General features: G+C 68.7%; 28 protein-coding genes and 2 pseudogenes. 22 read left to right on the forward strand and 8 right to left on the reverse strand.

The window, feature by feature from the left end; all coding sequences use genetic code 11:
• Positions 1-562, forward strand: a 562-nt coding sequence (locus tag ACWD4A_RS01715) for a cytochrome c oxidase assembly protein (RefSeq protein ID WP_451187994.1), incomplete at its 5' end; no start/stop codon positions are given.
• 107 nt (positions 563-669) lie between these two features.
• On the forward strand, positions 670-828 hold the full coding sequence (locus tag ACWD4A_RS01720) for a hypothetical protein (protein ID WP_451187997.1): 159 nt from the start codon (positions 670-672) through the stop codon (positions 826-828).
• Positions 829-844: 16 nt separating this feature from the next.
• Here ACWD4A_RS01720 and ACWD4A_RS01725 read toward each other — a convergent pair whose 3' ends face one another.
• The 4 genes from ACWD4A_RS01725 to ACWD4A_RS01740 all read right to left on the reverse strand — a co-directional run bounded on the left by ACWD4A_RS01725 (position 845) and on the right by ACWD4A_RS01740 (position 4,347).
• The gene (locus tag ACWD4A_RS01725; RefSeq protein WP_451188000.1) at positions 845-1,225 is read right to left on the reverse strand and encodes an SSI family serine proteinase inhibitor; all 381 of its coding nucleotides are present in this window, start codon (positions 1,223-1,225) and stop codon (positions 845-847) included.
• Positions 1,226-1,989: 764 nt separating this feature from the next.
• Entirely contained in the window at positions 1,990-2,718 is a 729-nt protein-coding gene (locus ACWD4A_RS01730; RefSeq protein WP_451188003.1) for a coenzyme F420-0:L-glutamate ligase, read from the reverse strand.
• Positions 2,715-2,966 carry a hypothetical protein gene (locus ACWD4A_RS01735; protein WP_451188006.1) on the reverse strand — a complete coding sequence of 84 codons (252 nt, stop codon included), beginning with the start codon at positions 2,964-2,966 and terminating at the stop codon, positions 2,715-2,717. The genes ACWD4A_RS01730 and ACWD4A_RS01735 overlap by 4 nt, the downstream gene beginning before the upstream one ends.
• 295 nt (positions 2,967-3,261) lie before the next feature.
• On the reverse strand, positions 3,262-4,347 hold the full coding sequence (locus ACWD4A_RS01740) for a hypothetical protein (RefSeq protein WP_451188009.1): 1,086 nt from the start codon (positions 4,345-4,347) through the stop codon (positions 3,262-3,264).
• Between the two features lie 309 nt (positions 4,348-4,656).
• On the opposite strand from ACWD4A_RS01740, the gene ACWD4A_RS01745 reads away from it, so the two are divergent.
• The 3 genes from ACWD4A_RS01745 (at position 4,657) to ACWD4A_RS01755 (ending at position 5,820) form a co-directional block, all read left to right on the forward strand.
• The gene (locus ACWD4A_RS01745) at positions 4,657-4,917 is read left to right on the forward strand and encodes a transposase (protein ID WP_451188471.1); all 261 of its coding nucleotides are present in this window, start codon (positions 4,657-4,659) and stop codon (positions 4,915-4,917) included.
• Between the two features lie 82 nt (positions 4,918-4,999).
• Positions 5,000-5,305 carry a hypothetical protein gene (locus ACWD4A_RS01750; RefSeq protein ID WP_451188010.1) on the forward strand — a complete coding sequence of 102 codons (306 nt, stop codon included), beginning with the start codon at positions 5,000-5,002 and terminating at the stop codon, positions 5,303-5,305.
• A 311-nt stretch (positions 5,306-5,616) separates the two neighbouring features.
• Positions 5,617-5,820 (forward strand): hypothetical protein, encoded by a 204-nt coding sequence (locus ACWD4A_RS01755; protein ID WP_451188012.1) that lies wholly within the window; start codon positions 5,617-5,619, stop codon positions 5,818-5,820.
• 378 nt (positions 5,821-6,198) lie between these two features.
• On the opposite strand, the pseudogene ACWD4A_RS01760 reads toward ACWD4A_RS01755, so the two are convergent.
• From ACWD4A_RS01760 to ACWD4A_RS01770, 3 genes and pseudogenes are all read right to left on the reverse strand, one after another.
• A pseudogene (locus tag ACWD4A_RS01760) lies at positions 6,199-6,384 on the reverse strand (alpha/beta hydrolase); the annotation flags it as partial.
• Entirely contained in the window at positions 6,356-7,660 is a 1,305-nt protein-coding gene (locus ACWD4A_RS01765; protein ID WP_451188014.1) for an integrase, read from the reverse strand. The gene ACWD4A_RS01765 and the pseudogene ACWD4A_RS01760, both read right to left, overlap by 29 nt.
• 434 nt (positions 7,661-8,094) lie before the next feature.
• A complete protein-coding gene (locus tag ACWD4A_RS01770; protein WP_451188016.1) occupies positions 8,095-8,541 on the reverse strand; it encodes a hypothetical protein in 447 nt (148 codons plus the stop codon).
• Positions 8,542-8,695: 154 nt separating this feature from the next.
• On the opposite strand from ACWD4A_RS01770, the pseudogene ACWD4A_RS01775 reads away from it, so the two are divergent.
• The 17 genes and pseudogenes from ACWD4A_RS01775 to ACWD4A_RS01855 form a co-directional block, all read left to right on the forward strand.
• Positions 8,696-8,830, forward strand: a pseudogene (locus tag ACWD4A_RS01775) (helix-turn-helix domain-containing protein); the annotation flags it as partial.
• 111 nt (positions 8,831-8,941) lie between these two features.
• Complete coding sequence (locus ACWD4A_RS01780) at positions 8,942-9,205, forward strand: hypothetical protein (protein ID WP_451188481.1); 264 nt, start codon at positions 8,942-8,944, stop codon at positions 9,203-9,205.
• A gap of 81 nt (positions 9,206-9,286) precedes the next feature.
• Complete coding sequence (locus ACWD4A_RS01785) at positions 9,287-9,646, forward strand: hypothetical protein (RefSeq protein ID WP_451188019.1); 360 nt, start codon at positions 9,287-9,289, stop codon at positions 9,644-9,646.
• Complete coding sequence (locus tag ACWD4A_RS01790) at positions 9,643-10,059, forward strand: hypothetical protein (protein WP_451188021.1); 417 nt, start codon at positions 9,643-9,645, stop codon at positions 10,057-10,059. The genes ACWD4A_RS01785 and ACWD4A_RS01790 overlap by 4 nt, the downstream gene beginning before the upstream one ends.
• A complete protein-coding gene (locus ACWD4A_RS01795) occupies positions 10,053-10,448 on the forward strand; it encodes a hypothetical protein (RefSeq protein WP_451188024.1) in 396 nt (131 codons plus the stop codon). The genes ACWD4A_RS01790 and ACWD4A_RS01795 overlap by 7 nt, the downstream gene beginning before the upstream one ends.
• On the forward strand, positions 10,445-10,687 hold the full coding sequence (locus ACWD4A_RS01800) for a hypothetical protein (RefSeq protein ID WP_451188026.1): 243 nt from the start codon (positions 10,445-10,447) through the stop codon (positions 10,685-10,687). The genes ACWD4A_RS01795 and ACWD4A_RS01800 overlap by 4 nt, the downstream gene beginning before the upstream one ends.
• Before the next feature lie 259 nt (positions 10,688-10,946).
• Positions 10,947-11,864, forward strand: a complete 918-nt coding sequence (locus ACWD4A_RS01805) for a hypothetical protein (protein WP_451188028.1) — start codon at positions 10,947-10,949, stop codon at positions 11,862-11,864.
• Positions 11,864-13,063: a recombination directionality factor gene (locus ACWD4A_RS01810; RefSeq protein ID WP_451188031.1), complete on the forward strand. Its 1,200-nt coding sequence runs from the start codon at positions 11,864-11,866 to the stop codon at positions 13,061-13,063. Before ACWD4A_RS01805 ends, ACWD4A_RS01810 begins: the two co-directional genes overlap by 1 nt.
• Complete coding sequence (locus ACWD4A_RS01815; RefSeq protein WP_451188033.1) at positions 13,060-13,785, forward strand: exonuclease domain-containing protein; 726 nt, start codon at positions 13,060-13,062, stop codon at positions 13,783-13,785. The genes ACWD4A_RS01810 and ACWD4A_RS01815 overlap by 4 nt, the downstream gene beginning before the upstream one ends.
• Positions 13,785-14,291, forward strand: coding sequence for a hypothetical protein (locus ACWD4A_RS01820; protein ID WP_451188035.1), 507 nt, complete (start codon positions 13,785-13,787; stop codon positions 14,289-14,291). Before ACWD4A_RS01815 ends, ACWD4A_RS01820 begins: the two co-directional genes overlap by 1 nt.
• Entirely contained in the window at positions 14,288-14,428 is a 141-nt protein-coding gene (locus ACWD4A_RS01825; RefSeq protein WP_451188037.1) for a hypothetical protein, read from the forward strand. Before ACWD4A_RS01820 ends, ACWD4A_RS01825 begins: the two co-directional genes overlap by 4 nt.
• Positions 14,425-14,898: a RusA family crossover junction endodeoxyribonuclease gene (locus ACWD4A_RS01830; RefSeq protein ID WP_451188040.1), complete on the forward strand. Its 474-nt coding sequence runs from the start codon at positions 14,425-14,427 to the stop codon at positions 14,896-14,898. Before ACWD4A_RS01825 ends, ACWD4A_RS01830 begins: the two co-directional genes overlap by 4 nt.
• Positions 14,899-14,996: 98 nt before the next feature.
• On the forward strand, positions 14,997-15,731 hold the full coding sequence (locus ACWD4A_RS01835; protein WP_451188042.1) for a hypothetical protein: 735 nt from the start codon (positions 14,997-14,999) through the stop codon (positions 15,729-15,731).
• Positions 15,728-16,273, forward strand: a complete 546-nt coding sequence (locus ACWD4A_RS01840) for a hypothetical protein (protein ID WP_451188045.1) — start codon at positions 15,728-15,730, stop codon at positions 16,271-16,273. The genes ACWD4A_RS01835 and ACWD4A_RS01840 overlap by 4 nt, the downstream gene beginning before the upstream one ends.
• Entirely contained in the window at positions 16,270-16,707 is a 438-nt protein-coding gene (locus ACWD4A_RS01845; protein WP_451188047.1) for a WhiB family transcriptional regulator, read from the forward strand. Before ACWD4A_RS01840 ends, ACWD4A_RS01845 begins: the two co-directional genes overlap by 4 nt.
• Positions 16,708-17,033: 326 nt before the next feature.
• Positions 17,034-17,255, forward strand: a complete 222-nt coding sequence (locus tag ACWD4A_RS01850) for a helix-turn-helix domain-containing protein (RefSeq protein ID WP_451188050.1) — start codon at positions 17,034-17,036, stop codon at positions 17,253-17,255.
• A complete protein-coding gene (locus ACWD4A_RS01855) occupies positions 17,255-17,698 on the forward strand; it encodes a hypothetical protein (protein ID WP_451188052.1) in 444 nt (147 codons plus the stop codon). The genes ACWD4A_RS01850 and ACWD4A_RS01855 overlap by 1 nt, the downstream gene beginning before the upstream one ends.
• Positions 17,699-18,011: 313 nt before the next feature.
• On the opposite strand, the gene ACWD4A_RS01860 is transcribed toward ACWD4A_RS01855, so the two are convergent.
• Positions 18,012-18,209: a type II toxin-antitoxin system Phd/YefM family antitoxin gene (locus tag ACWD4A_RS01860; protein WP_451188055.1), complete on the reverse strand. Its 198-nt coding sequence runs from the start codon at positions 18,207-18,209 to the stop codon at positions 18,012-18,014.
• Positions 18,210-18,248 lie beyond the last annotated feature (39 nt).

Genomic DNA, 18,248 nt, shown 5'->3' on the forward strand with positions numbered 1-18,248 from the left:
GGTGGCGCTGCTGCACAGCCGCTACATGCGGGTCATCACACACCCCGCGTTCACGATCCCGCTGTTCATCGCGAGCCTGTACGCGCTGTACTTCAGCCCGCTCTTCGACTTCCTGATGGAGTCCAAGACCGGGCACATCGCGATGATGGTGCACTTCCTCGCCGTGGGCCTGGTCTTCTTCTGGCCGATCATGGGCGTGGACCCGGGCCCGCACCGGCCCGGCTATGTGATGCGGATGCTGGAGCTCTTCGCGGGCATGCCGTTCCACGCCTTCTTCGGCATCGCCCTGATGATGGCCTCGGAGCCGATGGTCGGCACCTATATGCATCCGCCGGCGTCGCTGGGCATCAACGCGCTGGAGGACCAGCAGGCCGGTGGCGGCATCGCCTGGGCGTTCAGCGAGATCCCGTCGGTCGTGGTGCTGCTGGCCCTCGTCCTGCAGTGGTACCGCTCGGAGCAGCGGCAGGCCAAGCGGCTCGACCGGGCCGCGGACCGCGACGGCGACAAGGAACTGGCGGCCTACAACGCCTACCTCGCGTCGCTCCAGGCACGGGGGCAGTAGCGCGACACCGTAGCGGCAGGGGCCGCGGCCGGGAGACGATGTGTCTTACGGCCGCGGCCCCTGTGCGTTCCTTCCGTATGTCCGGGCCGCCGTGAGGAGGTACGGGCATGCCCGGATCGACGAAGGCGATGGCGGGGCTGACGGTGGGCGCCCTCGTCGTGGTGACCGCCTATTCGGTGACGATCGGCAGCGACGGCTGGCTGTGGTTCACGTGGGTGGTGCTGGGACTGCTGACGATAGGCGCGTCGGCGGCCAGGAGAACATGACGGCCGGGGCGCCGGGTCAGAAGCGGAAGACCGGCCCCGTCGCGGCGTCCAGCGCGCAGGCATTGGGATAGGTCTTGTGCCACACGATGGGGTGCCCGTTCCAGTCGCCCTCGGCGGTCGCGGTGACCGGGTCGTACTCGCGGGTGCAGCGGTGGTTGTCACCGGTCACGGCCCCCGGCTCACCGTCCGCCCGGCGCAGCGCGGCACAGGCCTCCGTTCCGTGCGGATGATGCCCCTCAGCCTCGGGACAGGTCAGCTGCACCCCGCGCGTCCAGGTGTTCTGCGCCCCGGACACGGTCAGGAAGAGCCGCCCGTGACCGGACTCGCCGGCCGTCGCTGATGGCGCGCCAAGGACGAGCAACACGGCGGCTGCCGGAACGGCGGTACGTACGGACATCGGTGCCTCCTGCGGGCGCGTGGGTGCCCGGCCCGAGCCCATCGCGCGCGAGGACCACACCGCAAGAGACCGCGCCGGACACTCATCCGGCTGGCGGCACACCACCACCCGTCCCGGCCACGCGCGACCGGGCCCGGACCGTTCCCTTGCGCCCGGTGGCCGTCGGTCATCGCGTAGCGGCGTTCGGCCGGCTTCTCGGCGATGCCGCCCGTCTCCGGGCCGCGGCACACCCGCCACTGGTCCTGGTTGCCGGGCCGGCCTTGGCCGGGGGCCCACAGTTGGACGTTGTCACGTTGCCACACCGCCGGGGGCACGGCCCGCCGGCAGAACAGTTTGTTGAACCCGGCGGGCCATGCCACACAAAGGAGTAAGAAGTGTTTACTTCTCTCCTGAACGGCCGACCATCCCCCTTTCAGGGCAATCCGCTCTCTGCGTAAGGAGGTTGGGATGCGATACGTGGCGAGTTTTCTGGGAGTCCTGGTACTGGGGGTAGGTGCACTGTTCGGTGTCACCGGGACGGCTACCGCGGCACCGTACGTCAGTGCAAGGCAGTGCGTCGCCGGCGGCGGACAGGTCATGCACTCTTCGGTAAGCCCGACCGGCTCCCTCTGCTTCGGCGGGGAGTACAACGGTCGTCCGGTCGTCTACACCTAGCGAGTCCGGGACCCGGCAGTGCACCGTGCCCGGTACGGACCAACGGTGGTCGAGGCTTTGGATAAACGCCGCCGCAGGAACACCGGCCAGCCGGAGTGACCTTCAGGTGGTCAAGGGCGGTGGTGCAGCATAGACGCCACGCCCTCGTCGTTCGTGACGTACGTGACCCCGCGCACGATCACGACAGGCGCTCCGCGGCCACGCTGCCCGAGGACGACCCCGGCCGCGCCCGCGATCATGTCGGCGAGCGTCTCCTCTTGTCGTCTGCCACTGCCGGGGGCTTCGGTCACCCGGAGCGGGGCGATGCCGGCAGCTCCGATGGCGATCACGGTGGCGCCGCGGCGATCTGCCCGTCCGTCGGAATCGGCAATGACCACGGCCACCTTGGTCCCGGTCGCATCGGCCAGTTCGTCGCGCAGGCGTCGGGCGGAGGCATCGGGGTCGGCGGGGAGGAGCCAGGCGCCGCCGTCCTCGGCGCGGTCGACTCCGGCTGAGGTGAGCTGGTAGCCGAGCCGGTGCCGGGCGATGATCGGCCCGTGGTCGGTGGCAAGGAAATGGGTGGTCGATTCGTCGAGGATCAGCTGGACGACTTCGGCTGGTTTGCCGGTGCGCGCCGAGAGTTCGAGGGCCTCCTCGCTGGGTGTGACGGTGTCGAGGCTGACGTATCGGTGTTCGGCGACGGAGACGGGCTTCGACGCGATGACCACGATGTCCCCGGGCTCCAGGGCCTGCCCCTGTCCGGTGAGGGTGTCGGTGATGGCACAGGTGATGGAGGTGCCCTCCTTGACCTCGGGAAAGGGCTCAAGGGCGAACACCTGGAACGAGGAGGTGGGGGTCACGAGGGTCGGCTCCCGGGATTGGTGTCGTCGGTGATCCAGCGGGTGAGACTGCGGTGGGCGTCGGCCAGTTGCACGACGTCACCCTCCTGGCCACCAACGGCCGCACCAGCGGCGACGTCGGACGCGCCCTCTTCGTCGCCATCGCCGACCTCGCCTCGGTCATCGGCTGGATGATCCACGACATCGGCCGACACATCCGTTGCAGCCACCCACGACGCCCGCCGGGCGATCCGCGCCATCGAACTCATCGGTGCAGGTACCGTACTGCGCCCCGCCGAACGCGTCCGGAGCCGCGCCTTCGACCACATCGCGCTCGCCCGCGCCCAGGTTCAGGCCGGACAGCTCGAAGCCGCCGACGCGACCACCACCACAGCGCTCGACCTCCTCGGCCGGGTCACGTCCACCCGCGTCACCGACCGGCTGCACGAACTCGATGCCGAACTCGCAGCCACGCCGGCGAAGATGACAGTCCGGACCCGGGAACGCATCCGAGCCGCGCTTGCCTGAGCGAGCGCTGCCCATACCGGGAACAGATGCGACGGGCTACGTGAGGTTCTCAAGTATCTCGCGCAGCCACGGGCTGCGGACGGTCGGCAGCCGGACCAGGGTGTCCCGGAACGCTCCCGGGTCGGCCCGGAACAGGTAATGGGGGCGCGGCGTGGGCGGATCGTCACGGAGGACACCGTCGGGCATGCCGCCCGACGCGGGGACGGGCAGGTGCGGCTCGGGGAAGGCCAGCCACAGCCACACGCCGAACGGCAGCGGCACCGGGTATGCCGAGGCGGCCGGGCCGACCGGGGCCCAGGTCTCCCCCGTCTGCGGATGAGCTGGCACGAGGAGGATGTCGGCGTCCGCGTCGGGGGCGGCCAGTCCCGGTCCGGCCAGGACGGCCCGCCGCGCGGGCAGGCCCGCGGGGAGCAGCGTGTCGAGGGCGCGTTGGAACACCTCCTCGATCAGGCCATCCGGGACGGTCACGGGTCCGCCTTCCGATGCCGCCAGCAAGTGGGCGAGTGCCTGGCCGGCTGCCGCCTCCCACCGCGGGCTCCATGACCACCAGTGGTTCGTCCCTGTTCGAGCCGATCCCCACGTGGCGACCGGCTCGAACGGGGGTGTGCCCTTTCCTTCCGTCGTCAGCTCCGCCCAGGACAGCGGTGCGTCGCCGTCACCTTCGACGGGGAGGCGGTGCACGGCATCCGGGGCGAGCCACACCGCCTGCCAGAGCGAGCAGTCGTCGATCCGGCTCGCCACGGCCAGGCCGCACGCCTGGCAGGCCATGTTGGGGCCGTCGGCCCCGTCGAGGCCGCAGCAGTATCCGCCGCCCTTCTCCGGGATCAACAGGGTGCCGCGGGCGTCACCGGGCGCGATGACGACCGCACCGGGCGCGCCGCCGGACAGGGCGTAGACCGGCGCGTAGATGCCGCGGGCCGCCGCCTCGTCCGGATCGATCTCCTCCCACCTCCGCCACGGCGGCCCCCAGGGCTCCGGATCCACCGCGAAGGTGCCCGGTTCCATGAGCACCGGGAGCTGAATCCCATTCCCGTACTTCTGGTGGGCGTGGATCGGCAGGGCAACCTGGGACAGCGGGGTGGTCAGCCTGGCGCCGCACCCCGCACACACGAAAACGAACAAATGCCCTCCGTATGGGAAACAGAGCCATCGTCGCAGTTCAGCGGTGGCCGGCCAATGTATTTTCTCGTCCGCCGCAGGGCCGGAGCGTCGTGGCGACGTTCACATGGGTGTCGGCCGACAGGCGGCCGCACACCACCCGCGCCAGACCTGCCCGGTCCCGAAAATCACGCCTGGCGCTCCGCAGAACAGAACCTCACAGAAAACGCGCCGCCCGCGAACACCAGGTCACCTTCAGCAGCCTGCTGACGGCCAACCCCACCCGCCAGCACCGCCGGAAGGAGGGCTTCTCGACCGCGAGAGCTCCGCGATCTGCAAGTCCGTGTCCATGCCGAACAGCAGACCCCCGGCTGGAAGGCCCACTACGCGGTCCGCTCCGGGGTCAAGGGCACCGTCAACGAGTTCGCCCACGGCCACGGCATGCGCCACTGCCGCTACCGAGGCCAGCCCAAAGCCCACCTTCAACACGTCCTCACGGCCATCGCCGTCAACATCGAACGACTCAGTAGCCGACCAACGACCGGGGAAGCTCTCTCACCGAGACCACCGAGATCACCGACAGAGTCAAGCTAAGTCACCGCAATCTTCACCCATTCGATGGAAACAAGTATCCGTGTCCGCGCAGGAATGCGACGCTCCTAACAAGTAGGCCAGCATGCCTAGGGAGCAGCTCATGGGAGTCGTTCACCGCAGCGGGCCTGAGGTGACTCAGGCCACGGACACGGACGTGCTATGGAACGTGTGGCACACCGACGAGAAAGTCGTGCAGGCGAACACCTTCAATCGATTCGAGGTCGCACTTACCGAGCTCAGCACAAACCTAACCCGCATCGGAGTCATCGAGCACAAGTCTGTGTTCGATCTAGACCGGTCCGACGGGTTTACCTTTTCCTGGGATCTGGTAGTGCGAACCAACGGCGGCCCGGCCGACTTCCTCTTCAACTCCATTGAGGTTTCCTAAGGAAAGGCTGGCGTCCATGCGCGTCTACGCGGCCTACAAGCAGGACGGAACCATCCTCGCCCTTGCGAAAATCGAAGAGAATCCCACTGGCGGCATCGCCTGCCGACCAGTCCCCGGAGATGGCCGACTTGTGGCCGAGGTGGCCGTACCTGAGCAATTCGCCGACCGTCCCCTGTCCCATCTGCTCAAGAGCCTCCGTGTAACGGAGGGGCCGGAGGGCGTGAGGCTCTCCTCCACGTAAGGAAATTCCGATGCCACGATGAGTGGATGGGAGGGAATTCGGGCTCAGCCTTGTTGCGGTCGACGTAGGAGTGAGCTTCCTGCACGCATGGCACCTGTGGTGGCAGGGGCGACCGGTCCAGGATCTGATCTTGTGGGGTCATCCGATCCTGTTCTGGGGCCGTGTTGGCAAGACGGCCGAGTACCTCGGCGCACTGCTCGCGGTGGTCGACATCATCGGCTCGGAGCGCCTTGGGACATTTGGTGAATCACATACCGAAGGCGCAGGCGCGTAGGCGCATGCTGGGTTTGCCGAAGTCGGTTCGCCCACAAAACGCATCCCGATCGCCATACCCCCAGCCATCCCCTACTACTTACAGCAGCAAGCAACCTGCGGCAGCGGCCCGGTGAGCCCTATGGCTCACCCATGAGACCGCCGCCTGCCGTCGCGCGGGTTGCCCGCTGCTCTCCAGGCCGCGCCCAATCCAACCTCCCAAGTTGGCGGCTTGGGGAGCGGCGGGCTCGTATCTCCCGCCCACGGAGAAACGGGGAAACAAGTGGGAAATGACCATGGCATTCCCCTGCGCGCCGCCCATGCCCCCACGCGTGCGCCCCGACTCCGGGACGGAGTCGGGGCGCTGCGTTCAAACCGCTTTCGACCTGTTCAGAAACCGTTACGACGCGGCGGCGGCCTTCGGCGGTTCCGGGACGGCGTGCGGGGTGCAGGTCACGTCCTTGGGGTCGACCTTGCCTTCGAGGAGGTAGGCGTCGACACGGGAGTTGACGCAGGGGTTGACGAGGCCCGTGACGCCGCGGCCATTTGACCTGCTGCTACGCGGCCAGTGAGTGATCAACTGGGAGAGGACTGGGAATCGGCGGCATCCATACGCCACCGTCCTGGCCAACGAAATGTTCCCAGCGCTCCTGCAGCGTCTCGGTGATGCGCAGCTCCATGCCCGGCGTGAGGTTGCCGTAGAGGCCTCTGACGCCCGCGATCTCGTGACCCATCCGCGCTTCCATCGCGACCTCGGGGTGGCCGTCCTCCTCCAGCCACTCCTTGTGACCGTGCCTCAGCAGGTAGATGCGCTTGCCCGCCATGGACTTGACCGCAGGGATCTCCGGGCGTTCACGGTCCCGGCGCCCCGTCCTCGCTTTCGCTCCGTCGCGCATCGGATACCAGTAGTCGCGGTGGAACTTCGCGCCCAGCAGACAGCTCCCCTTCATCGAGGGAAAGACCCATGGCGAGTTGTGGGATTCCAGGAGGGCGCTGTGCATCTCATGGAGAAAAGGCGGGATGACCAGGGTCCGGTGAGAGTCGTACTTCGGGTCAGTCAGTGTCTTCTTGCCGTTGATCCACTGATGCTGGTGCTGTACCCGCAGAGCGTGCATCTTCTCGTACCGCACCATCGCTTCATCCCGCCGCTCCAGATCAGGTTCGGAGCGTGGCCATGTCGGCGAGGCGTAGATTCTCCGGAGACCGAACATCTCCCCCGGCGGCCGCATACCCGTGAACGCGATGGTCCAGATGTAGGTCCAGCCCGTGTAGCCCCACACGGCGTAAGCATTCCGGGCGAGCGCATGGACCACGGAGATCTCCAGGGGCCGCTTCTTCTCCCGCACCTTCTTCGTGTATTTTCCCCGGCGCTTTGCCTCCCGTGGCACCGGCGATACCTTGCGCAGGTGATACGGGTCCACCGCGTCGTTCATCAGCATGCCGAACACCATGAGGATCGTGTCGACATAGGTGGACGAAAGCTTGCCCTCCGTCGCCAGCGCCTTCAGACTCTTCTTCCACGCTTGGTACTCGAACGCCGTGATGTCCGCGACAGCATGCTCACCCCATTGCTTCACGATCCAGCGCTTCAGCATGGACTTGTAGGTGCGCAGCGAATGGAACCGCAAATCCTGGGCGTCGTACCAGTCCCAGCAGTAGTGCTTCATCAGCGTGTCGCCAGCACTGGTCTTGATGTGGATGCCGTGCCGAACCTCATACTCCTGGTCCAGCCCGTAGTTCATGGCGGTTTCTTCGTCCGTGAAACCGCTTTCGCTTTCCCATTTTTTCTTGCCGTTGGCCAGATACTCGCCGGCCCACCATTTGACGCGGCATTTATTGCCTCGCCACTCAACGTACGGCACACGTCCCCCTTGCACCTATCAGCACCTTCAGGGTCGCGGCGGCTAGACAGGCACCCCTACCGTCTTACCCCACGTCGACTGCAAGCTAGCCAGCTGCACCAATCAGACATCCGCGGCAGGCATCGCAGTCTCCCCCTTGACGTTGAATCAGCTCGCGCACAGCTTGTCGTGCCAATGCATCCTTTTCGACTCGCGGCGTCGCGGCACAGGTAATTTTGCCATCGACTCGGCCGAAGAATCCGAGAAACCCAGGGCCGAGGTCCAGAATGAGCAGGTCGCACACGGCTCCCCCTTCACGGGTGAGGGAACCTCCCAAGTGAGCGCCAATCCTCGCATGGCAAGGGGCGGTTGTAATGCCCCTGACCCCAAGTGGTACGACTTTCAATGGTTATGATTCCGTAAAACGGATCAACAAGTTCCGACAGCACGGAAGTTCAGCCCTTCTCGGGCGACCCACCACGGATGCGGCCCCGTCGGCGGAGTTCGTCGACTACGCGCTGCTTCAGCGCGCGGATCTCGGCGGCCGACATCTCGGTGACGGCCACGGCCGCGTCCTGCACCGCCTGCTCTACGTCTCGCGCCAGGTCTCCGGGTGCGATCGGCGACAGGTAAGCACCCGCGGCCGTCAACGGCTCGATGCTGGCGGGCAAGGCACCACCCAGGACGGCGAGACAGGAGCCGGACGCCCACCCCAGGACCGGCTCGACCTTCCCGTAGGTAGCGTCACGCACCGACTTGCCGTCTTCGAGGCGGCTGTACGTGGTGATCGTGAGGTTCGCCGCGCGCGCGACATCAATCTTGTTGAGGCCCAGCTGTAGGCGCCGCTGCGTGATGAGCGCGGCGAGCTGGTCGAGGGCCGGCACGTCGGGCGAGGTGGTCATGCCGCTCATCATCGCAGGCGATGCCAGGAACAGCCAGGAACAGCCAGCCCCTCTCACAGTCCACCCACACCCACGACCTCAGAAGCAGGCATCTTCTGATAGCTACTACTGGGTACTACTAGAAGCTACCAGAAATAGGCGCTACATTCAGTTCATGGAAAGACCCCCAGCCGCCTTCAAGGTGAACGGGGCGGCACTCCGCAGAACCCGCATGCGCCAGGGACGAAGTCTGCGAGAAACCGCTGACGCGGCAGGGATCAGCCGCAGCTACCTCCAGCGCCTCGAAACCGGCGTCCGGCAGCACATGGGACCGGGGGGCCTACCTCGCACTCCGCACCGCTCTGCACGTCGACGACGACCAGCTCCTCGCCACGGAGGAGGAGCGCACAGAGGAGACAGCATGCCCCTCGACTCCGCCCCCGCCCACAACGACTTCATGGCCCCCGAGGAAGCAGCCAAGGCCATCGGATGCGGCGTCCGATGGCTTCGGGATGGCGCCAACCACCGCGGCTTCCCGCACCACCGGTTCGGCAAGTCCTTGCAGTTCAGTGCTCAAGACCGGGACGAAATCCGCGCGTTGAGCCGCGTTCCCGCTCAACCCAGCAAACTCGCCGCCGCCCGCCGCCGCCACGCCGTTGGCAAGCGGCCCACCCGGGCCGCCTGACAAAACGGGGCCGCTGACCCGGCTGCCACCGGCGCGACCCCTCCGGCTTCACCTCACCAATCCCGAAACGGAGGCTCCACCGTGAGCACACATCCTATCGAGAGCCCCCCGGCACCCCCGGCTGCCTTTGCGGCCAAGCGCGACAATGAGCGCGCCGTCGAGGCCCTCCTCGGCTACACGAACCTGCCCGCGCCGGTGGTCATCGCTCGTCCTGACGCGGTGTACGTCTCGGTGACAGGCATCGATGACCTGGGCAAGTGGCTTGCCGAACTTGGCGGCGAGATCTGCATCAGCCCCACGTGGCAGGGCGTGCGGCTGTGGACGCTGCTCACGGCGACCCCGGCTCGTGCCGACGGTTCGTCCGTCGCGGTCCGGGTCTCCGCGGCGCTCCCGGCCGCCGAAGCAGGCCTGCGCAACGCCCCCGTGGCGGTGGCCTGGTGAGCGCGTCGCCGACCCCTGCCGAGCTGGCGGCGATCCGCGCCGCGTATGCCGCGCTGGCCGCTTCGACGAGCCCGAACTCGAACGTCGTCGAGACGATCGTCTACGCGCTCGGCGCGGCGCAGATGCTCGTGGCCCCGAAGTCGGGCTCCGAAGGCTTCGCGGCAGTGTTCCGTGCCGAGTACGACTCGGTCCATCTCGGTCACTACGACAACCCCGGTGCGGCCCGCGCCCATTGTGAGCACGATGCTCGGCACGAACTCGGGCCTACCGCCGCCGAGGCGTTCGGCTGGACCCGTTCTGAGGACCCCGATGCGGTTCCCCGGGAGCTCTTCGCCGATGGGACGTTCACCGGCTATCTCGTCAGGCCGCTGGCCGTTGCGTCCGTGTACGACTCGGAGGTGAACGGGTGGTGAGCCTCAATGGGAAGCCCGGTCTCTCCTTTTCTCTCACCTCGGACGGACTGGGGATCGTCCTGCGTGCCGATCAGATCCGGCACGACACGATTACCGGGCTCGTCGCGGAGTGGCAGGAGCCCGGTGCGCAGGACGACGTTGCCCAGGCGCTGGAGCACCTGGCCGACGTCGCGCACCCAGGTGCCGATGTGCACCCCGCGGTTCTGGACGCTCGGGTCGAAGCGGTTGAGGACGCGGCCTGCATGAGCCTCCCGAGGATGGCCGTCAGCTGGGACGACGCGGAGCGTCTGCGGGATCAGCTGGATGCGCTCCTTGCCCGCCGGTCGCAGCAGTTCGGTCCCCCGGCGGGGTTGCCGCGTCAGCGTGCGGAGGGTGGTGCGGCGGCGTGAGTATCCCTCCTCTCTGTCCGCGAGTTGCCGACCTCCTGGCGTCCATCCGGCGCCAGGGCGGGTCGTGGACCACGCACCGCGTATTGAGGGCCCATGAGGTCAACGGGCACAGCGCGCCCAGGCGGGCGACGGCGCGCCGCGACCTCGATGTCCTCGTCCGCGCTGGCTATCTCCGTCGGCATCACGAGGACAAGGACCGTATCCACTACACCCTCAACCCGTCGAAGGGCGGTGCCTGATGGGAGCATCCGCGACCGCGAAGGCGTGGAACGGCGGTAAGACCGGCGCCCAGTGCCCGGGGAAGTCCCCGGTTCGGCCCGACTGTCCCACGGAGGGCTGCGGGGACGAAGCCGGGCTGCTCGGCCGATGCCGCGTCGGTCTGGTGCGTGTGGCCGTCCGAGGGTCGCGGGAGCCCGCGCGCTGGTACTGCCCCGGATGCGCGGTCTATGGGCAGGCGCTGGCTGACGTCCGCTCCATCCCCGAGCGGGGAGGTGCTGGATGACGGAGACCGTGCTGGCCGGGGCTTCGGCCCCGGCCACCGGCCGCCGCAAGGCCGCCGTACCCGAGCCGACCGGCGCCGACCGGATTCCGAAGCCCTCGCAGGGCTGGTACCGCGACAAGGTCACCGGTCAGAAGCTGCGTCGCGTCACCACCATTCTGGAGCAGGGCTGCGCCAAGGGCGAAGCCCTCACCATCTGGGCGGGCAACATCACCGCCGAGACCGCAATGGCCCATCTGCCTCAGCTCGTTGCCGCGTCCCGTGTGCCGGAACAGCGCGAGGAGATGACGACGTGGTTGAAGCGGGCCCACATCCGGAGGAAGGACGAGCGCGCCGACGTCGGCACCGCCGTCCACCGGCTGATCGAGGCCCATGTCCTGGGCCAGCCGATGCCCGCCGAGTTGCTCGATGACCCGGAGATGCAGCCGTACTTGCGGCACTTCACGCGGTTCGTCGAGGAGTGGCGGGTCGAGTTCGAGGCCTCCGAGATGGTTGTCGGCTCCTCCGAGGCCGGGTACGCCGGGACGCTCGACTACCTGCTTCGCTCGCCTCTCCTGGCGAAGGAGTACGGGGTGCCCGCGAGCACCGTGTTCATGGGCGACACCAAGACCGGCGGGGAGCTCGACGTCAAAGGGGTCTATCCCGAGGCGGCCTTGCAGATGGCGGCGTACCGCAACGCCCGCGTGGCGTGGCTGCGGGACGGGACGAAGGTGCCGATGCCCGCAACCTACTCGACCGGGGTCGTGCTGCACCTGCGTCCGGAGGGCTACCGGCTGATCCCGGTGACCTGTGACGACGAGGTCTTCCGCGCCTTCCTGGTGATCCAGCGGGCCGCCGAGTGGACGTCGGGTTTGTCGAAGAAGGTCATCCGCCCCGCGCTCACCCTGCCCACCGACAGCGAAGAGAGGGCCCTCTGATGCCTATCATCGATCTCCAGCGCCGGATGCGTCAGCTCGGCGAGATCCGTATCGGCCACGTCGTCGACACCGGCAAGGTCAGCCGGCGGACCGGGAAGCCGATCAAGCGCCCGGCGAAGCTCGACAAGTTCCGGTTCACCAGTGCCTCCCGGCCCATCCTCGAAGAAGTTGCCGCGCTGTACGGCGGCAAGGTCCAGCCCTGGACACCGGCGAACGGCGGCCCGTCCGAGTTCGAGGTGTTCAGCACCACTGACCGGCTCCCGGTCCTGATCCCGCCCCGGGACGCGGTATCCCAGTGGTACGAGCTGTACGCCGGGTCGAAGTGCATCCGCCGCTGCGACGGCAGGACCGAGCAGAAGTCCGACCGGCCGTGCATGTGCAACCCGGACAACCGGCAGTGCGCCATTACCACCCGCGTGAACGTCATGCTCCGCGACGTACCGGCCCTGGGCCAGTGGCTTCTGGTGTCCAAGGGCTACTACGCGGCCGTCGAACTGCCGCCCGCGGCCGAGCTGCTGGCGCAGGCCGGCGGGTACGTGGCCGGGTGGCTCGGGATGGAGGAGAAGGCGGTCGTGCGCGAGGAAGGGCCGACGCGCTTCATGGTCCCCATCCTCGACGTCGAGATCACTCCGTCCGCGCTGATGGCCGGGCAGATCACCGGAAGCCCGGCCGCCGTTGCTCAGGGACCGGAGCGGGTGGCGATCACCGGCGGTCGACCGGATTACGCGGCACTTGCCGCAGTGGCCAGGACCGCTGACGACGTCCGCGGTTTGTGGAAGCGGGCCGAGCAGGCCGGGCATCTCGACGACAGGCTCCGCGCCGTGCTCAAGCCCCTCGGCGAGGAGCTGCGGAAGGCCGAGCGGAACTCCAACGGGGCGGCGGGGGAGAAGGGGCAACATACCGCGCCGCATCAGGACAGGCCGTTCGACGGCGTGGAGCGGGAGCTGGACCCTGCCGGCTTCGGCGATGCCTCCCCGGAGCAGGTCGCCGATCTGGTGCAGGAAGCCGAGATCGTCGAGGACGACGATGTCGATGCCATCTGGTTTCAGATCATCGCCGCCGCTGGCCAGCACGGTATGACCACGGAGCAGGTCGAGAGGGAGTTCGCCTCCTCCAACGACGGGCTGCACCCCTCGACCGCGTCGGCCGAGCGTCTGCGGGGCTTCCTCGGAGAGCTGAAGCTGGGGGTCCGCCGATGAGCTGGCACCTGGGAAGGCTGGCCGGGTTCGATCTGGAGACCACCGGCACGAATCCGGAGACCGCGCGGATCGTCACCGCGTGCGTCGTCCAGGTCGGCGGCGGTCACCCCGCCCAGACCTCGATGTGGCTCTCCGACGTGGACGGCGAGGAGATCCCCGCCGAGGCCGCAGCGATCCATGGCGTGACGACTGAGCGTGCCCGCGCTGAAGGCACGGCCCTGCGGGAGGTCGTCGAGGAGGTGCTCGCCGCTCTCGCCCAGGTCGTGCTGTCCGGTATCCCGGTCGTGGCGATGAATGCTTGCTACGACTTGACGTTGCTGGACCGGGAGGCGCGCCGGTACGGGATGACGCCGCTGGCCGAACGGCTGGGTGATCTGCGGGTCATCGACCCGTTCGTGATCGACAAGAAGATCGACCGGTTCCGGCGCGGGAGCCGCAGGCTCAGTGACCTCTGCCAGACCTACCGTGTCCGGCTCGACGGCGCGCACTCCGCGGACGCCGATGCGATTGCCGCGTGTCGGGTCGCGTGGCGCATCGCCCAGCAGGAGCCCGCGATCGGGAACGCGTCGCTGGACTTCCTGCACGAGAAGCAGATCGAGTGGGCGGCCGAGCAGGCCGCCAGCCTCGCCGACTACTTCGCCAGTACGCCCGGCAAGGAGCACCAAGCCGCGAGCGTGCGCCCGGAGTGGCCGCTCATCCCCGCCCCGAGGGAGGGCTCGTGATGCCGGTAAGCCGCCGTACCTACAACGACCTGCGGGCTCGCGTCCAAGCGCGCTGGGGGCAGATCTTCGAGCTCCAGCGCGAGATCGCAGACCTCGAACGGGAGCGTGACGCAGAGCAGACGGCCCGCCGAGCGCTGCGCCGGCGGCTGACTGAGGCGGAGGGCGATGTCCGGCGCCTCGATGGACAAGTCCGTCGGCTGGAGCAGTTGCTCAAAACCGCGCAGCAGGAGCACGGCACGGAGTCCGCACGCACAGACCTTCGTCTCGACCGCGTGGTGCGGGCGTGCGCGCGGTACCGGGCGGAAGCTGCGGGACTGCGGCGGCCCCGTCCGGCGCCGCCCGGTGGCCGCGCTCTGGAGTTGTCGGACCGGGCCCGGAGGTCGCTGGACGAGCAGCTGCGGATGCTGGGGAACGCCAACGACGCGATGTGCCGTGAACTGGTCGACCAGGCCGGGACATTGGCCAAGGTTCCGCCCGCTGCTGGCGAGCCGGGGGTGGCATCGTGAACGCCGCAGCATGGCTCGCCGGGGGTGTCGGACTGCTCGGGGCGATGGCCCTGGTGTGGGCAGTCAGCGTCGAACTGGCCTTGCTGGTCTGGCGGATGCGCCGCTGGACCGTACAGCGCGCTGGGGAGGACCAGTGACGACCGTCCCGGCTGCGGCCGGGGCGGGCCCCGCACCGGACCTCATCGTCACCGTCCGCGGTCACCGCCCGGCCGCGCAGGGCAGCAAGCGACATGTCGGGCGCGGCCGGCTGGTCGAGCAGTCCCGGCGCGTGGCGCCCTGGCGAGCGGCCGTCGAGGCTGCGGCCCAGGCGGCCATTGCCGGGTGCGGCCTTGATGGTCCGCTCGACGGGCCTTTGTCGGTGGAGATCGTCTTCACCGTCCGCAAGCCTGCCTCGGCGCCGAAGCGGCGCCTGTCGTGGCCGGTGACCCGTGACAGCGGCGACCTCGACAAGCTGCTGCGGTCGACCTTCGACGCGCTTACCACCAGCGGGGCCATCGCCGACGATTCGCGGATCGTCGAGGTCACCGCCCGGAAGGTCCACCCCGGTGAAGGGCTCGACGCGCTTGCGGAGCCGGGCGCCGTCATCCGGATCTGGAGGCTGTCGTGAGCCGCCCTCTGCCTCCTCACGGGCACATCAGCCGCTATAAGTACCACGGCTGCAAGTGCCTGGCCTGCATGGACGGGTGGCGGGACTATAACCGGCGCATGCGCCGCCAGCAGGCATACGGCCGGTGGCAGGCCCTGGTCGATGCGGGACCGGTCCGGGATCACGTAAACCGGGTGCGCGCCGCGGGTCTCGGCAACCGGCGCATCGCTGAACTCGCCGGTGTCACCCCGTCGGTGCTCTCCCGGCTGCTGTACCCCATGAGCGGCAAGCCGCCGCTGAGGACGGTGCGGCGCTCCACAGCGGAAAAGCTCCTGGCGATCCGGCCCGCGCCGGCCCTGCTCGCCGACGGCGCGCTCGTCGATGCCACCGGAACGCGCCGTCGCCTCCAGGCACTCACCGCCCGAGGCTGGACCCACCGCGCCCTGGCTCCTCATCTGGGCGTCGGCCCGTTGTTCGTGGGCGATCTCGCGCGCCAGGCCCGTGTCACCGCGCGCCATGCCCGTTCCGTGGCGGCCGTCTACAACCGGTTGTGGGATGCCGACCCCGTACGGCACGGGGTTCCCGAACCGTCCGCGACCAGGGCACGCAACCTTGCTGCCCGCAACGGCTGGCCACCGCCCATGGCTTGGGATGAAGAGAGCATCGACGCTCCGGAAGCCCGCCCGGACATGGGTATGGAGCACCGTCCTCGTGGAGAGACCCACGGCGAGATCGAGTGGCTCCTGGCAGCCGGGGAGAGCGACACCGGCATGATCGCGGCACGGGTCGGGGTCAGCGAGCATGCGGTCCTGCGCTCCCTGGCCCGCCGCCGGAACAGGTCGGTGGCCTCGTGAGTGCCACCCGCGATCAGATCGTCGAGCTCCTTCACGAGGGCCTGTCCAACACGGCCATCGCCAGGCGGCTGCGCTGCGACCGGCACCGTGTCGCCGGTATCCGCCGCGACATCAGCCTGGCCAACGTCCCTGCCCAGCCGCTCTCTCTGGAAGAGAAGTGGGCTGCCCGGACCCGGCCCGTCGACGGCGGGCATCTGGAATGGACGGGTGAACGCGCACGCTCCGGCACTCCGGTTCTGCGCTACTGGCCCAACTCCTACAGTCCCGCCGTCATCGCCTTCCGTATCAAGCACGGCCGGGAACCCGAAGGCTACGTACGGGCCGACTGCGGCCTCAAACACTGTGTCGCCCCCGACCACGTCGACGATATGGCCGCCCGCATGCGGACACGCGAGCAGCTGCGCTACCTCACCGGACGCGGCGAGCGGCCCGCCACATGCCGTCACGGGCACGACCAGGCCGCGCACGGCCGGTACGAGGCCGATGGCCGCGCGTACTGCGAAGCCTGCAAAGCCGTCCAGCGCCCCAGGAGATCATCATGACCGCATCCCACCTCTCCCCCAACTCCCATGCGTGCTCCGATGACTGGTCCACCCGTCCCTCCTGCGCCCGCCCGGATGCCGACGTCCGCCTCTGGTTCTCGGACCAGCCCGCGGAGCGCAAGGAAGCCCGCGACCGGTGCGGGACCTGCCCCATGCGCACCGAGTGCCTGGAAGGGGTAATGGAGGCGGAAGGAGACGCCCCGGCAAGGGCCCGGTTCGGGATCTTCGGTGGCCTCGACGGACGCCAGCGCTACGAGCTATACAACACGGGGCGGGTAGCCGCACGCGCAGGCCGCGCCGGACGCCCGCCCGCTCTCTGCGGCTCCGAGTCCGCCTACCAGCGGCATCTCAGGAACGGTGAGCCGGTCGACGACGCCTGCCGCCAGGCGCACACCGCCCACGGGGCCAAGTACCGCTCCGGAGCACGGCGATGACCGAGGGGCGGCCGTCGGACGATCTGCCCGGCCTCCGGGTCGATCTCGGCCGCTCCACTCAGGAGTGGTCCTCGAAACCCGGCTGCTGGTTGCGCGTTCCGACCGCGGATTACCGGTGCGCGTGCGGCTGGACGGCCAGCGCCTCCGGCGACGGGGTGCCCCTGATCTCCGAATCCATCGCTGATCACCAATCCGACTGCCCGCTCACCGAGCCTGAGGAGGGCCCAACTGATGCCTGTCACCCAGCACATCGTCATCCACCTCAAGACCGACTCGCAGAGCACACCGTCATTCCTCGACGACCTGCCCGCGGCGGGGGAGGCGTGATGGCGCGCCCGCCCCGGTACCTCACCGGCCCTGCCCGCGACAAGGAAGCCGCCCGCCTCGCGAAGCGGTACGACGCCGGGGAGACGATCAACAGCATCGCCGTCGCCACCGGCCGCTCGTACGGCGGCACCTGGCACCTCCTCCGCCACGCAGGCGTGAAATTCCGCCCCCGTGGCATCAAGGCCCAGCCCGCCCCGGAGGCATCTGGAGAGGAGGGGTGATGGACGACGAAGAGGCCATCGGCCTGGTCTTCACCGCCATCACCCAAGCCGTCAACGGGGACGACATCGAAGCCGCTACGACCCTCCGGTGGATCGGCGGGCGCTGCGACAGCACGCGCATGTACGGCGTGTGCTGCGCGATAGCCGCCATGGGCGCAGGCATGCTCACCGCCTTCCACGGTCCCAGAGAGAACGGGGAGTTCTGGCGCCTGACCGCGCTCAGACCCGGAGCGCTGGAAGCCAACCCGGCCCACGCGTTCGCCCTCCGGTTCCTCGTCGCGTACGCCAATGACGACGAGGCCATGGCCTGGGCCCTCTACCGAGCAGCCGAAGGCGCGGCCGACGAGGAATGCGTCGAGTCCGTATCCGAGCTCCTGTCCACCGTCGCCGGCCTGGTCCGGGCCGCGCTCGACGAACAACACGACGACGGAGTGCGCGGGTGATACCCGCGGACAGCAGCAGGGCGCGGCGCACGCGCTGCGCACGCTGCGGCCAGGAGGTGCTCCGGCAACTCGTCGGCCGACGTGCGGCACTCGACGTCACCGCGGACGACGAGCCGCTGACGGTCGCCGAGGCGGAGATGCTGCGCGAGCCGAACCGCCTGCACTGGTGCCTCCGTGAGACAAGCACCGGGATTGGCCTGCGGTGGCGGAAAGACTGCCGGGCCGAATGCCCTCACCCACACGTCATCGATCACCACTGTCCGCCGGGGACGCCGCCGGGGCGCCGGCCGGAGGGGGCGCTGTGGTGAGCTGGCTACTTCTCCAGCGACTGAAGCCGGGCTCGGTCTTCGAGGGCCTGCCGGTAGAAGGCGTCGGACACCAGGACAGCCTGCGGCTTGTCGCGGCGTGTGAGGACGACGCGTTCGCCGAGCAACCGCACCTTGGCGATCACTTCGGTCAGGTTGGCGCGGGCGTCGGAGACGCCCATGTGCACCTCGGCGGACTCACTCATGCGCCCAGGATACACATCCGCCCAACATGCAAATGCGTC

The organism is Streptomyces sp. NPDC002537 (assembly GCF_053594975.1).